Origin of the sequence: Bacillus sp. FSL R12-0074 (assembly GCF_038005725.1) — a bacterium.
Classification (GTDB): Bacteria; Bacillota; Bacilli; order Bacillales; family Bacillaceae_G; genus Bacillus_A; species Bacillus_A mycoides.
In genome coordinates this window covers 477,592-490,450 of the sequence record NZ_JBBOTR010000001.1, presented here as the reverse complement: position 1 = coordinate 490,450, position 12,859 = coordinate 477,592, and the positions used below count along the sequence as shown (strand labels likewise).

At 36.0% G+C, this 12,859-nt stretch carries 14 protein-coding genes; 7 read left to right on the top strand and 7 right to left on the bottom strand.

Annotated features, from left to right (window positions below; genetic code table 11):
* Positions 1–225: 225 nt before the first annotated feature.
* The gene (gene mutY / locus NSS97_RS02535) at positions 226–1,323 is read right to left on the bottom strand and encodes an A/G-specific adenine glycosylase (protein ID WP_002091125.1); all 1,098 of its coding nucleotides are present in this window, start codon (positions 1,321–1,323) and stop codon (positions 226–228) included.
* 149 nt (positions 1,324–1,472) lie between these two features.
* Here mutY and NSS97_RS02530 point away from each other — a divergent pair, with 149 nt between their 5' ends.
* Complete coding sequence (locus NSS97_RS02530) at positions 1,473–2,453, top strand: metal-dependent hydrolase (protein WP_002125060.1); 981 nt, start codon at positions 1,473–1,475, stop codon at positions 2,451–2,453.
* Positions 2,454–2,477: 24 nt separating this feature from the next.
* Here NSS97_RS02530 and NSS97_RS02525 read toward each other — a convergent pair whose 3' ends face one another.
* Positions 2,478–2,744, bottom strand: a complete 267-nt coding sequence (locus tag NSS97_RS02525; RefSeq protein ID WP_002010328.1) for a YfhJ family protein — start codon at positions 2,742–2,744, stop codon at positions 2,478–2,480.
* Between the two features lie 122 nt (positions 2,745–2,866).
* Here NSS97_RS02525 and NSS97_RS02520 point away from each other — a divergent pair, with 122 nt between their 5' ends.
* Together NSS97_RS02520 and NSS97_RS02515 are read left to right on the top strand one after the other, a co-directional pair.
* On the top strand, positions 2,867–3,025 hold the full coding sequence (locus NSS97_RS02520) for a small, acid-soluble spore protein K (protein ID WP_002010326.1): 159 nt from the start codon (positions 2,867–2,869) through the stop codon (positions 3,023–3,025).
* 32 nt (positions 3,026–3,057) lie between these two features.
* Positions 3,058–3,210: a YpzG family protein gene (locus NSS97_RS02515; RefSeq protein ID WP_002010325.1), complete on the top strand. Its 153-nt coding sequence runs from the start codon at positions 3,058–3,060 to the stop codon at positions 3,208–3,210.
* Positions 3,211–3,272: 62 nt separating this feature from the next.
* On the opposite strand, the gene NSS97_RS02510 is transcribed toward NSS97_RS02515, so the two are convergent.
* Both NSS97_RS02510 and recX read right to left on the bottom strand, forming a co-directional pair.
* Complete coding sequence (locus tag NSS97_RS02510; protein ID WP_002010323.1) at positions 3,273–3,590, bottom strand: YfhH family protein; 318 nt, start codon at positions 3,588–3,590, stop codon at positions 3,273–3,275.
* A 9-nt stretch (positions 3,591–3,599) separates the two neighbouring features.
* Positions 3,600–4,412, bottom strand: a complete 813-nt coding sequence (gene recX, locus NSS97_RS02505; protein ID WP_002125056.1) for a recombination regulator RecX — start codon at positions 4,410–4,412, stop codon at positions 3,600–3,602.
* Between the two features lie 81 nt (positions 4,413–4,493).
* On the opposite strand from recX, the gene NSS97_RS02500 reads away from it, so the two are divergent.
* The 4 genes from NSS97_RS02500 to NSS97_RS02485 all read left to right on the top strand — a co-directional run bounded on the left by NSS97_RS02500 (position 4,494) and on the right by NSS97_RS02485 (position 7,705).
* A complete protein-coding gene (locus NSS97_RS02500) occupies positions 4,494–5,399 on the top strand; it encodes a TIGR01777 family oxidoreductase (RefSeq protein ID WP_341111439.1) in 906 nt (301 codons plus the stop codon).
* Between the two features lie 147 nt (positions 5,400–5,546).
* Positions 5,547–6,677, top strand: coding sequence for an amidohydrolase (locus tag NSS97_RS02495; protein WP_002010318.1), 1,131 nt, complete (start codon positions 5,547–5,549; stop codon positions 6,675–6,677).
* Positions 6,678–6,917: 240 nt separating this feature from the next.
* Positions 6,918–7,475 carry a GNAT family N-acetyltransferase gene (locus NSS97_RS02490; protein ID WP_002091129.1) on the top strand — a complete coding sequence of 186 codons (558 nt, stop codon included), beginning with the start codon at positions 6,918–6,920 and terminating at the stop codon, positions 7,473–7,475.
* Positions 7,476–7,585: 110 nt separating this feature from the next.
* Positions 7,586–7,705 carry a YfhE family protein gene (locus NSS97_RS02485; protein ID WP_000358484.1) on the top strand — a complete coding sequence of 40 codons (120 nt, stop codon included), beginning with the start codon at positions 7,586–7,588 and terminating at the stop codon, positions 7,703–7,705.
* Positions 7,706–8,155: 450 nt separating this feature from the next.
* Here the strand turns inward: NSS97_RS02485 and NSS97_RS02480 are convergent, their stop codons facing one another.
* The 3 genes from NSS97_RS02480 to pflB form a co-directional block, all read right to left on the bottom strand.
* On the bottom strand, positions 8,156–9,322 hold the full coding sequence (locus NSS97_RS02480; RefSeq protein ID WP_002139554.1) for a diglucosyl diacylglycerol synthase: 1,167 nt from the start codon (positions 9,320–9,322) through the stop codon (positions 8,156–8,158).
* A 411-nt stretch (positions 9,323–9,733) separates the two neighbouring features.
* Positions 9,734–10,465, bottom strand: coding sequence for a pyruvate formate-lyase-activating protein (gene pflA / locus NSS97_RS02475; RefSeq protein ID WP_002010313.1), 732 nt, complete (start codon positions 10,463–10,465; stop codon positions 9,734–9,736).
* Between the two features lie 69 nt (positions 10,466–10,534).
* Complete coding sequence (gene pflB, locus NSS97_RS02470; RefSeq protein WP_078176012.1) at positions 10,535–12,784, bottom strand: formate C-acetyltransferase; 2,250 nt, start codon at positions 12,782–12,784, stop codon at positions 10,535–10,537.
* Positions 12,785–12,859: the final 75 nt, after the last annotated feature.

Below are 12,859 nucleotides of genomic sequence, written 5' to 3'. Positions count from 1 at the left end.
AACCTCAAAATACAAATTTATTTTCAATATAAAAAAACGTGTTCCAAAGTTCTGGAACACGTTTTTATTATTTATCCCGCTATTTGCCGGGCAGTAAGACCCCACCTCAAAATGCAGCGAAAGCAAAGAAGTTAGGTTGGGGTCGGGCTGCCCATAAAAGCCCGATTGGTGAGGGCTAATAATCAGTGGGGGATGAAGAAAACCCCCACTGATTAAAGTTTCACTTTACTGCATTGTAATTTTCTCAACACACTTTTCGTAAATTGTACGATGTGATTTCGAGAAAGGTAACTGTTCAAACGCTTCTTTCGATACAAACTTTAATGTATCCGTTTCGACAATATTACCTGTTACTTTTCCGTAGAATATGAAGATATCCCAAGTACGATGTGTAAAAGTATGTTGTACATTCATCGCGTATTCATCAATAGAAACAGAGAGATCAAAGCTCTCCTTCATATAATCCGTAAGCTGTTGTTTTTGATTACGAATACCTTCACTTAGTTCAATATTCGGGAACTCCCACATATTAGCCAGTAATCCCGTACTTGGGCGTTTATTAATTACGTAACGGCCATCTTCAGTTTGAAGTACTCCCGCAACGAGCGGTACCATTGTAGGTGCTTTCGCTTTACTCTTCACTGGTAGTTCTTTTTGAACACCTTCAGCATACCCTCTGCAATGTTCACGTACAGGACAAAGTAAACAAGATGGATTTTTCGGTATACAAATTAATGCCCCTAATTCCATCAAACCTTGGTTAAAATAAGATGGATTTTCTATAGAAATAATTTCACGCACAATCTCTTCAAAAACTTTTCTCGTTTTCGGTTTTGCAATATCATCCCACACTGATAAAATACGAGATAATACGCGCATAACATTTCCATCAACCGCTGGCTCTGGTATGCCATATGCAATACTTAAAATGGCACCTTTTGTATATGGTCCCACTCCTTTTAATTTTTCAATTTTCTTTACATCGCTCGGTACTGTCCCGCCGTATACTTCTTTTACCTCTTTTACTGCAGCATGTAAATTTCGTGCTCTAGAATAATAACCTAAGCCTTCCCATGCTTTTAATACTTCTTCATCATCGGCAGTTGCTAGCGCTTCAAGCGTAGGAAACTTCCCCATAAAATTTGCGTAATATGGTTTTACAGCCTCTACCCTTGTTTGCTGTAACATAATTTCTGAAACCCAAACACGGTATGGATCTTTATTTTTTCGCCACGGTAAATCACGTTGTTCTTTTTCAAACCAACCAATTAAATCATTTTGAAACTGTTCTATGTTAAACTCATTTAATATTTCAAGTGTCAAACTTGATCCCCCTCATTTTTTTGCATATACGTACTATTATAAAGATTTTAGGAAAAAATTTAAGTAAGATGACATAGGAAATAGAAGGCAAAGGACTTGAGGTATCGAATAAAAAGAGTTACATTAATAAAAAACGGAGGTGGATTTCTATGGACACAGCCACTCACCTTGTTATGGGCGTTACTCTAGGCAGTTTGGCAACATTAGATCCAGCTATAGCACAAAGTGATATTGGGCCACAAGCAGTGATGCTTGCAACAATTGCCGGTTCCAATATTCCTGACATCGATACAGTTTTAAAATTGCGTAATAACGCTAAATATATAAGAAATCATCGCGGGATTACTCATTCCATCCCTGCAGTGATCCTTTGGTCACTCCTTATAAGTGGCATCTCTTTCGCCTTCTTTTCAGACGCTCCCTATCTGCATCTACTACTTTGGTCATTTATTGCCGTCTTTCTTCATGTCTTTGTGGATATTTTCAATGCCTATGGTACACAGGCATTAAGGCCCTTCACAAAAAAATGGGTAGCGCTCGGCATAATTAATACGTTTGATACTGTCATTTTCTTTATCCATATACTTGCTATCGCCTGTATGCTTGTCGGAGCACATAAAGGCTATACTGCTTTAGCAGCGTATATATTAATGTTTGTTTACTATATCGGCCGCATTATGATGCATCGAAATATTAAAAGTGTAGTATACAAACGTTTCAAAAATGTAGAGAAAGTAATTATTTCTCCTTCTTACAAATTTTATCATTATCATTTAGCCGTCGTTACAACTGAACATTACTACGTAGCAAGATGGCACCGCGGTAACATCCTTGTATACGATAAATTTAATCGCGTACCGTTCCCGAATACCGCCATTATGCAAGCCGCTGTGCGAGATGAAAATATATCTGCTTTCTTATCTTTCTCGCCTGTATATCGCTGGGATATTTTCGATTATGATAACTATTATGAAGTTCGATTTATTGATTTGCGGTATCGAAGTAAAGATTATTATCCATTCGTCGCAATCGTTCAGCTCGATCAAAATTTAAATATTATTAGTTCATATACAGGATGGATTTTCAGCGAAGAGAAACTTCGAAAGAAACTGGAATTGCTTCCACATTAAAAAAAGCGACCTACGTCGCTTTTTTTAATGTTTCAAATGATCTTCTTGATTGATTAAATGACTATACTTCGGATTATTTGTACGCATTTCATGAAGGCGCCCTCCATGATTATTAACCCATGTTCGTACCACTTGTTCAGTCATTTCCTCACCTTGGTAACGACCTGATTTAGCATAAGTTGTTCGGAAGTCTTCCCACAGTAATTCAACCCATGCACGAGCTTGTGCGTAAGAAAGGTTGTCATTTTTATCTAATAATTCTTTCGTTAATGTTTCATAAATATCATTCATGTTCTATTCTCCTTTTACCTATTTATTCCCTTAATTTCTAAAGGATAGTTTCTTCTATTTTGCACATTCTATAAGTGATACTTCTTAAAGGGGTATCGACTGATAATGAGGGGGCGTTCTTAATGGGTAGACAAGCCGAATTTTGGTCTGAGTCAAAAAACAACAGCAAAATCGACGGTCAACCGAAAGCGAAATCACGCTTCGCTTCGAAACGACCTAACGGCACAATTAACACGCACCCACAAGAGCGTATGCGTGCTGCAAATCAGCAGGAAGAGTAGTACAAATTAAATTCCTACACGAGGTGATAAAGATGAGCTACCGTGACCATTTAGATCGTCGTTCTGAATTATTTAACCATACGTGGACTCGCCCAAAACATGCGAAAGCGCAAGTTAACGGACAGACGCAACAAACCCAGTCTCTCATTATACTGGCAAACGAATGTAAAAAACGCCAATTTTAGAATCTCCTATCTCCTTTAACGCCTACCAAAGATGAAAACCAGAGAGATTCGCTCTCTGGTTTTTATTTTTCTTGTAGCAAGGAAATTGGTATTCCAATCTCTTCATTATCATGTTGCTTATATCCCCAAGCAAATACCCCATTGAAATACGTAATTTTAAATACCACACCAGGTTCTTCTACTAATTCATATGTCTCACCAATATGGAATTTATTTATATCTATCATATAAGCACGAGCCATAGCCATTTTTCTCATTAATACATCGAATTCATTTACAATTCCAAGTTGCTCAGCCTTTACTGCTTGCTCCTTCAAAACCCCAATTTCTTCCCTTAGCTCATGTGGCGTCATTTCACTGTAGCGTTTTGGCGTACCCATCTTATTTCCTCATCCCTCTTCACGTTTCATTTGTAAAAATATATCTATCTCATCAATAGAGAATCCTTTTCGATATAACGCTTGCTTCACCTTATTTTCGAATGTCCAACCATCATACTTCTTATATTTCTCATAATATTTATTCCCATGATAGTGTAACGCTTCTTCTTGCTGTTCGTCATCTTTTTCGTCTTTCAATTCTTCCAAGCAAATTTGAATCACATCTCTAGAATATCCTTTACGAACAAGCATTTCATCTAACTTTAGCTTCATTTGTAAAAATGAATGCTTTTGATAAGATTTTTTCTTCTTTTCTATAAGAAACAAAGCATTCTCCATTTGCTTCTCCTTTGGATACTCTTGTAAACTATGTGTAATGATTAAATCCTGAACACCTTTACTTAATAGCCCTCTCCTAATAACAGTTGGACCTTTTTGATTCACATTACTTTGCGTTCGCACGTATGAAATAGCGTACTCTTTATCATTAATGTATCGATCATGTAATAATTTCGAAACGACTTCAGAGATGATGGCCTGTCCCACTTCTTTTTTTCGTAAGAAATCTTCTATTTCTTGTTTTGTTCTCATTTGATAGGATAAATAGGAAATCGCTTGTAAATATGCTTTTTGTACCTCTTCATTGTACAAAATATTCCCTAACGCTACTTCATCAATTTCTAAGCCTTTTTGTAACCCATGTTTCATTAAGATTGATTGATTCACACTAAACCCGTACTCTTCACCTTGACCTTTATCAATATAAATATTAAATCGTTCTTTCGATCGTTTTTGCACTTCTATTTTTGTAATGACAGTCATACTCTCACCTCTCTATTATTTTAACATAGTCAAGGAACGTTTTTGCTTTTCAAGAATATATATAATGAGGAGGAAATAATTGTGAAAATCGCAATTTCTGGTGGCTCTGGCTTTATAGGCAAATCCCTTTCTAGTTTTTTTATTCAAAAGGGATTTACTGTTTACATTCTTACTCGAAAAAAAATTGCTGAAACTTCACAAACTAACCTTCAATACGTACAGTGGACACCGGATTTACAGACCTTCCCTCTCTCCTCTATCGATGTAGTTATTAATCTAGCTGGAGAATCTATTAATAGTAGATGGACAAAAAAACAAAAAGAATCAATTTTAAACAGTAGAATTCAAACAACAAAAGGACTCATTAAACAATTACAAACCCTTGAAACAAAGCCACACACATTTATTAATGCAAGTGCCATTGGATACTATGGGACATCTGAAACCGAATCTTTTACAGAACAGCAAGAGACTCCAGGAGATGACTTTTTAGCAAACACAGTATATTTGTGGGAGCAAGAAGCATCTAAAGCCCGCTCCATTGGAATAAGAACTGTCTACACAAGATTTGGAGTCGTATTGGGCGCAGATGGAGGAGCTCTTCCAAAAATGCTACTTCCCTATCAATTATATATCGGCGGTACACTTGGATCTGGAAACCAATGGTTATCATGGATTCATATAGACGATGTCGTTCGCATGATTGATTTCATCATTCACAAAAAAGAAATTGACGGACCTTTTAATATTACAGCGCCAACGCCAATACGGATGAAAGAGTTCGGTGAAATTATTGCCACTATAACTGGGCGACCTCATTGGCTACCTGTTCCTTCATTTGTACTTCGCGCTTTACTCGGTGAGATGAGTATACTTGTATTAGAAGGGCAACATGTATTACCCAATAAAGCTATTAAACATGGATATCAATACACATTTCCAACAGTTAACCATGCATTACAAAATATCCTCTTGCATACAATGTAGTACTTTTAAAATACAGTTTTACGGGTAGTCTATCTCCTCCAAGACTTCTTACTTTTTAAACACCGGAGCATTACTACACGAAAAACCTTTCAGTTACTTTGTCTAAACCTATTCTACACATTACAAGGTGACGGAAATGAGGTCTCTATGAAAATATTGCTCAAACAAGCCATTGTATATCCTATTACATCCCAAAAGTTTCAAGGAGATGTACTCGTTATAGGAGAACGCATTGCCGCGGTCAAACCTCATATTGATACTACTCAGGATATGACCGTTATAGATGCACGAGCTCTTCATCTCTTGCCTGGATTTATTGATGTTCATACTCACCTTGGCCTCTACGATGAAGGTACTGGTTGGGCTGGTAATGATGCAAATGAAACATCCGAAGTTTCAACACCACATATCCGTTCTTTAGACGGGATTCATCCTTTTGATATTGCATTTCAAGACGCTGTACAAAATGGTGTTACGACTGTTCACGTGATGCCCGGAAGCCAAAACATTATCGGCGGTACTACTTGCGTAATAAAAACTGCTGGAACTTGTATTGATCATATGATTATTCAGGAACCTGCTGGTTTAAAAATTGCCTTTGGAGAAAACCCTAAAAAGTTCCATAGCAACGGCACAAAAGAATCAATAACACGTATGGGAATTATGGGGTTACTTCGTGAATCATTCTATGACGCACAACACTACGGGCATGAAGCTGATTTTCGAATGCTACCTATTTTAAAAGCACTCCGCCGAGAAATACCGGTACGTATCCACGCTCACCGCGCAGATGATATCACTTCAGCTTTACGCTTTGCGACAGAATTCAATCTTGATTTACGTATTGAACATTGTACAGAAGGACACTTTATTGTTGAAGAGCTTTCGAAACACAATTTAAAAGTTTCAGTTGGACCTACTCTTACGCGACGTTCAAAAATTGAATTAAAAAACAAAACGTGGGATACTTATCATATTTTATCGAAAAATGGAGTAGAAGTTTCTATTACAACCGACCACCCTTATACACCAATTCAATATTTAAATGTTTGCGCTGCCATTGCAGTAAGAGAAGGATTAGATGAGAAAACAGCGTTGGAAGGAATCACTATTTTCCCAGCTCGAAATTTACGTTTGGAGGATAGAATTGGAAGCATTGATGTTGGAAAAGATGCTGACCTCGTGTTATGGACACATCATCCTTTCCATTATTTAGCCAAGCCTGTACTCACTATGATTGACGGAAAAATAATTTACAAAAAAAATAAAAAAAACTAGTTTATTTTTTTGACTAGATACAGTATTATACGATTATAAACTGAATGAAACCATAATCAATTTGTGTCGTGATTATCATTTTCAAATTGATGAATGGGGAAGGCAAATGGTGCGCCACCAGCGTTAGAAACTGGTTCTAGTGGGTTCGATTCCCACCCCGAAATTTTTTAAAGATTGATATAAAAATTTCGAGGGTGGGTGCTTTTTCGTCATGCTACCCTCGTGTGAGGAGGAGTTAGTGTGTTGAAAAAACGCGACTTACACGACAGCCACGTTCTATACGAATTAATGGTGGATCCTGCTGTCTTCCCTTTTGTGCGTCAAAAGGCCTATTCTTATGAAGAATATTTATTTTTAACGAAACAAACAATCGAAGCCGAAGAACGTGGAGAATTAATCTCACGCACAATTTTAGATGAATGGGGTAACCCCATCGGCACAATTACTTTATTTGATGTGCAAGAAAAAGCTGGATTCCTCGGAACTTGGCTTGGCAAACCATATCATGGTAAAGGATATAATAAATTGGCGAAAGATTCATTTTTTAGCGAACTTTTCTATGAATTAGATATTGAAACGATTTTTATGCGTATTCGTAAAATAAATATTCGGTCTATTAAAGCTGCCGAAAAACTACAATATGTAAATCTAGCAAACGAAACAAGAAAAGCCGTTTATGATGAAATTAACGCGCATGAAGAAGTATATAATTTATATGAAATTCCAAAAGATCAGTATACACTTGCAACAATGCGAGATACAACATTCCAAGAAGCACACCAATTAAAAGAAGCGTAATCTAAAAATTCAGAAATGATAATTAATCATTACTAGTTTGACATATATGTATATCACCCTATGTCTTTGGAAACGATAGATAGTGACTTTAGGACACGAGGTGATTTGTAATGGATAAAAAGAAACGTGATAAAGCAAAAAACACATTATCTAGTACACAAGAAGTTCTCTATCAGCGAGAATTTCGAAAAGCAGATCGTGCAGCGGGCTATCGCTCAAAAAGTATTTAAAGTGAAACTGAATAATTAGAAGGTTTCCCCCCTAATTATTCAGTTTCATTACATAAGATTTTCCAATGAATTAGCAAAAAAGGTTCCTTATTTATAAGGAACCTTTTTTGTGGACAACCTTATCCACAAAAACCGTAGAATTGTGCATAAATTACAAAAGTATTTTACGAATTCATTTATTTAAATGAATTCTAAACGTGAGAATTGTGGATAATTTTCTAAAAATTGTGGATTATGTGGATATAGCTGTTAATATTCCGATTTTACTGTCTAATGAAAGCGTAATCCCTTGTGGATAAAGTGAAACTTTAATCAGTGGGAGTTTTGTTTATCCCCACTGATTATTAGCCCTCACCAATCGGGCTTTTGCGGGATAAGTTAATAATTCACGTTTATTTTTTTACAACAATAAAAAAAACCCTCTTTAAATGCTTAAAAGAGGGTTTCATATTAAGTAAAAGATTCGGCAAGAACTGGTGATTTAATAGGTATATGATTCGGCTCTGCATGATTTTCTGCCAAAATTGTATCCACAATATGACCAGCTGGCTCAGGACGATAAATACTTTTCATTGCTTCTTTCATCTGAAGAAGCTTCATATCATCTTGTAATAACGCCTCTGTTTTTGCAAAAACTTCACTATCATCACGAATTACAACTGCAGCCCCTTTTTTTTCAAAATACAACGCATTTTCATTCTCTTGTCCTGGGACAGGTTTATATAAAATGACAGGTACTTGTAATGCTGCTGCTTCGCTTAATGTAATACCACCTGGCTTCGTAATCATACAAGAAGTAACACGGAACAATTCATCAATGTTTTCAACATAACCAAATACTTTTAAAGCATCAGAACTTTGTTCCTGTAGTTCCATTAAATCCTGCTTTAAAGCTTCGTTTTTCCCACAAACGACAACTACTTGTAAGTTTGGTACTGACATAAATGACTGGCATAGCTCTTTTACACTCCCTAGCACACCATGAGCACCTGCTACAATTAGTAACATCTTTTTATCCTTACATAACTGATATTTATTATATATAATTGCTGGATTTATCTTTAGCTCAAAACTGCTACGAATCGGAATCCCTGTTTCAACAATTTGTTCTGCAGGTACACCGATATCAACCATCACTTTTTTCACATGATCGGTTGCTACAAAATAACGATCTACTTCTCGATGGATCCATATTTTATGCACGCAAAAATCCGTTAATACGTTATAAACAGGAATAGAAATACCTATTTGCTTTTTCAATTCTGGTACAGCGATGATTGGAAAGGTATTAATAACAATATCCGGTTTCTCCACCTGTAATAGCGTCTTCAAACGCTTTCTCCCAAAATTCGCATACCAAGATGCTATTTTTTTATCATAAATTTTCTCTACACCATAATAAAACAAACGATATAATTCTTTTCCTACCGTATAGCTTTTTAAATATAAATATTTTGTAATATCGGTTATAACTGGATGTGATTCTCCAAACAAGTCGCATACAATTACATCTTCGATTCCTTTTTGGCGAAATGTTTGTTCTAATGTTTTTGCCACTTGCACATGACCGTTACCGTAATGTGCAGTTAATATTAAAACCTTGGGGTTTTTTATCAAACAAATCCACTCCTAGCTTTTTGTTTCTCCATATTGCATATACGACAATAGGAAAAACATTTTCCTTAAAAACTACATACTCGGATTCTAATACTTTCCTGTTAGCTATGTATCTGTCGTGGATATGCAAAGCATATAAGATTGACCCCTTAATCCTATCTGTGCTCATATCTTTACATTATACTTTCCTATAAGAGCTTTCGCAATAACTTACAAATGTTCTATATTCCATAATACTCACTCTTTTACTTCTTAATTCTTTTTACTATTTTGATTTCCCTTTACAATTATGTAAATTTCTCCGCTTATTCTTTACAAAAATATGGATATTCCCTTTTCAGTATACTCTTTTCTAAATATATACTCTAGATTTTATTATGAAGAAACAAAAAGCCTAACCAAATGTTTAGGTTAGACTGCTTGTAAAATATGTTTTGCATGTTCAACATTTTCTTCTGTCGGTGGATTCACATCCGCAAGTGGATACTTATGTCCAAGTGCCTCCCATTTATAAACACCGAGCTTATGATATGGCAGCACTTCCACTTTCTTAACATTAGATAGACTTTGAATAAAGTTTGATAATTTTTGCAAATCCTCTTCACCATCGGTAACACCGGGAACCAATACATGTCTTACCCAAATTGGTTTCTTTCTATCCGATAAATAACGAGCAAATTGTAAAATGTGTTCATTTGGTTTCCCTGTTAATTTACGATGTTTCTTTGAATCAATATGCTTCAAATCCAATAAAACTAAATCTGTATACTCCATTAAAATATCTAGCTTATTTTGGAATTCTGGTTCTTCAGAATAACAACCGCCAGAAGAATCGATTGTTGTATGGATACCAGCTTCTTTGCACTTTTTAAACAACTGGGTTAAGAAGTCTAGCTGTAATAGTGGCTCTCCACCGCTAACTGTTATACCGCCTCCAGAAGCTTCAATAAATGGAAGGTAACATGTCACATCCTGCATCACTTCTTCAACTGTTATTTCTTTACCTTTACCGATTTCCCATGTATCAGCATTATGACAATATTGACAACGTAATAAACACCCTTGTGTAAATATGACATAACGAATCCCTGGGCCATCAACAGTACCACAAGACTCTACAGAATGTATTCTTCCTTTTACCATGTTACTTCCTCCTTTATTGAAACAGCCTCCCTCCGCTATATATTAAAAGCGGAGGGATACTTTTTTCACTTACATGCTTTCATGCATTGTACGGTTTATTACATCAATTTGTTGTTCACGAGTTAATTTAATAAAGTTAACAGCGTAACCAGATACACGAATTGTTAATTGTGGATATTTTTCAGGATGCTCCATTGCATCCATTAATGTTTCACGGTTAAATACGTTAATATTTAAGTGGTGTCCTTCTTTTATTGCATATCCATCAAGCATAGATACTAAGTTGCGTACTTGTACATCATCTTCTTTACCAAGTGCTTTTGGAATAATAGAGAATGTATTTGAAATACCATCTTGTGCATCTTCATATGGTAATTTAGCTACAGATAATAATGATGCTAATGCACCTTTTGTATCACGGCCATGCATTGGGTTTGCGCCCGGTGCAAATGGTTCTCCAGTACGACGTCCATCTGGAGTGTTACCAGTTTTCTTACCGTATACAACGTTAGATGTGATTGTTAAGATTGACATTGTATGAACAGAATTACGGTATGTTTTATGTTTGCGAAGCTTGTTCATAAATGTTTTCACAAGATTTACTGCAATTTCATCTACACGATCATCATTGTTACCGTATTTAGGGAAATCTCCCTCAATTTCGAAATCAACTGCAATACCATTTTCATCACGAATTGGTTTTACTTGTGCATATTTAATTGCACTTAAAGAATCTGCTACTACAGATAATCCAGCGATACCTGTTGCCATTGTACGAAGAACATTTGTATCATGAAGTGCCATTTCAATACGTTCATAGCTATATTTATCGTGCATATAGTGAATTACATTTAATGTATTTAAGTATAGACCAGCTAACCATTCCATTGTCATATCGAATTTACGCATAACTTCTTCATAATCTAATACTTCAGAAGTAATTGGTGCGTATTCAGGACCAACTTGTGCTTTTGACTTTTCATCTTTACCACCGTTAACCGCATATAGTAATGCTTTCGCTAAGTTTGCACGTGCTCCGAAGAACTGCATTTGTTTACCGATTCTCATTGCTGATACACAACAAGCAATACCGTAGTCATCACCGTAGTCAGCACGCATAATGTCATCATTTTCGTATTGAATTGCTGATGTTTTAATAGACATTTTTGCACAGTAGTTTTTAAAGTTCTCTGGTAATTGTTTAGACCAAAGAACTGTTAAGTTTGGTTCTGGTGCTGGTCCTAAATTATCTAATGTATGCAAGAAACGGAATGAGTTTTTTGTTACTAACGGACGACCGTCTAACGCCATACCACCGATAGATTCAGTTACCCAAGTTGGATCTCCAGAGAATAGTTCATTATAATCAGGTGTTCTTGCAAATTTCACAAGACGTAATTTCATAATGAAATGGTCAACAATTTCTTGTGCTTTTTCTTCTGTTAAAGTACCATTTGCTAAATCTCTTTCAATGTAAACATCTAAGAATGTAGAGGTACGTCCAAGGCTCATTGCTGCCCCGTTTTGCTCTTTAATTGCTGCAAGATAAGCAAAGTATAACCATTGGAAGGCCTCTTGTGCATTTGTAGCTGGCTTAGAAATATCGAATCCATGAGAAGCAGCCATCTGTTTTAACTCTTGAAGTGCACGCATTTGCTCAGATAATTCTTCACGTAAACGCATTGTATCTTCGCTCATTACACCGCCAGTTAAATTATAATCAGCTTTTTTCGCTTCAATTAAATGATCTATACCATATAGCGCTACGCGGCGATAGTCACCGATAATACGTCCACGTCCATATGCATCTGGAAGACCAGTAATAACACCTGATTTACGAGCCGCTTTCATTTCTGGTGTGTATGCATCAAATACACCTTGATTATGAGTTTTACGCCAGTCTCTGAAAATCTTGCTAAGTTCTTTATCCATTTCATATCCATACGCTTCACAAGCTTGTTCTGCCATACGAATACCACCATATGGTTGTAAAGAACGTTTAAATGGTTTATCAGTTTGGAAACCGACCACTTTTTCAATATCTTTATTTAAATATCCTGGTTCATGTGATGTAATAGAAGAAACAATTTTTGTATCCATATCAAGAACGCCACCGTTTTCACGTTCCTTTGTTGTTAAATCCATTACTTGATCCCAAAGTTGTTTCGTTGCTTCAGTTGCTTCCGCTAAGAAAGAGTCTTCTCCCTCGTAAACGTTTACATTATTTAAAATGAAATCGCGAACATCAATCTCTGCTTTCCATTTTTCACCTTTAAAGTTTTCCCACGCGCTTTTTACATTTTCTAATACTTGAGTCATCCTAATCTCCTCCATTTTTGATTAGTACAGGACTACGATTTTTTATATAACAGCTTACACACTTAGAATACTACT

Coding starts and splice junctions, on each gene's coding strand:
- NSS97_RS02530 (WP_002125060.1), top strand. CDS start 1,473: ATGGACACAGCCACTCACCTTGTTATGGGCGTTACTCTAGGCAGTTTG.
- NSS97_RS02525 (WP_002010328.1), bottom strand. CDS start 2,744: ATGAATGATATTTATGAAACATTAACGAAAGAATTATTAGATAAAAAT.
- NSS97_RS02520 (WP_002010326.1), top strand. CDS start 2,867: ATGGGTAGACAAGCCGAATTTTGGTCTGAGTCAAAAAACAACAGCAAA.
- NSS97_RS02515 (WP_002010325.1), top strand. CDS start 3,058: ATGAGCTACCGTGACCATTTAGATCGTCGTTCTGAATTATTTAACCAT.
- NSS97_RS02510 (WP_002010323.1), bottom strand. CDS start 3,590: ATGGGTACGCCAAAACGCTACAGTGAAATGACGCCACATGAGCTAAGG.
- recX (WP_002125056.1), bottom strand. CDS start 4,412: ATGACTGTCATTACAAAAATAGAAGTGCAAAAACGATCGAAAGAACGA.
- NSS97_RS02495 (WP_002010318.1), top strand. CDS start 5,547: ATGAAAATATTGCTCAAACAAGCCATTGTATATCCTATTACATCCCAA.
- NSS97_RS02485 (WP_000358484.1), top strand. CDS start 7,586: ATGGATAAAAAGAAACGTGATAAAGCAAAAAACACATTATCTAGTACA.
- pflA (WP_002010313.1), bottom strand. CDS start 10,465: ATGGTAAAAGGAAGAATACATTCTGTAGAGTCTTGTGGTACTGTTGAT.
- pflB (WP_078176012.1), bottom strand. CDS start 12,784: ATGACTCAAGTATTAGAAAATGTAAAAAGCGCGTGGGAAAACTTTAAA.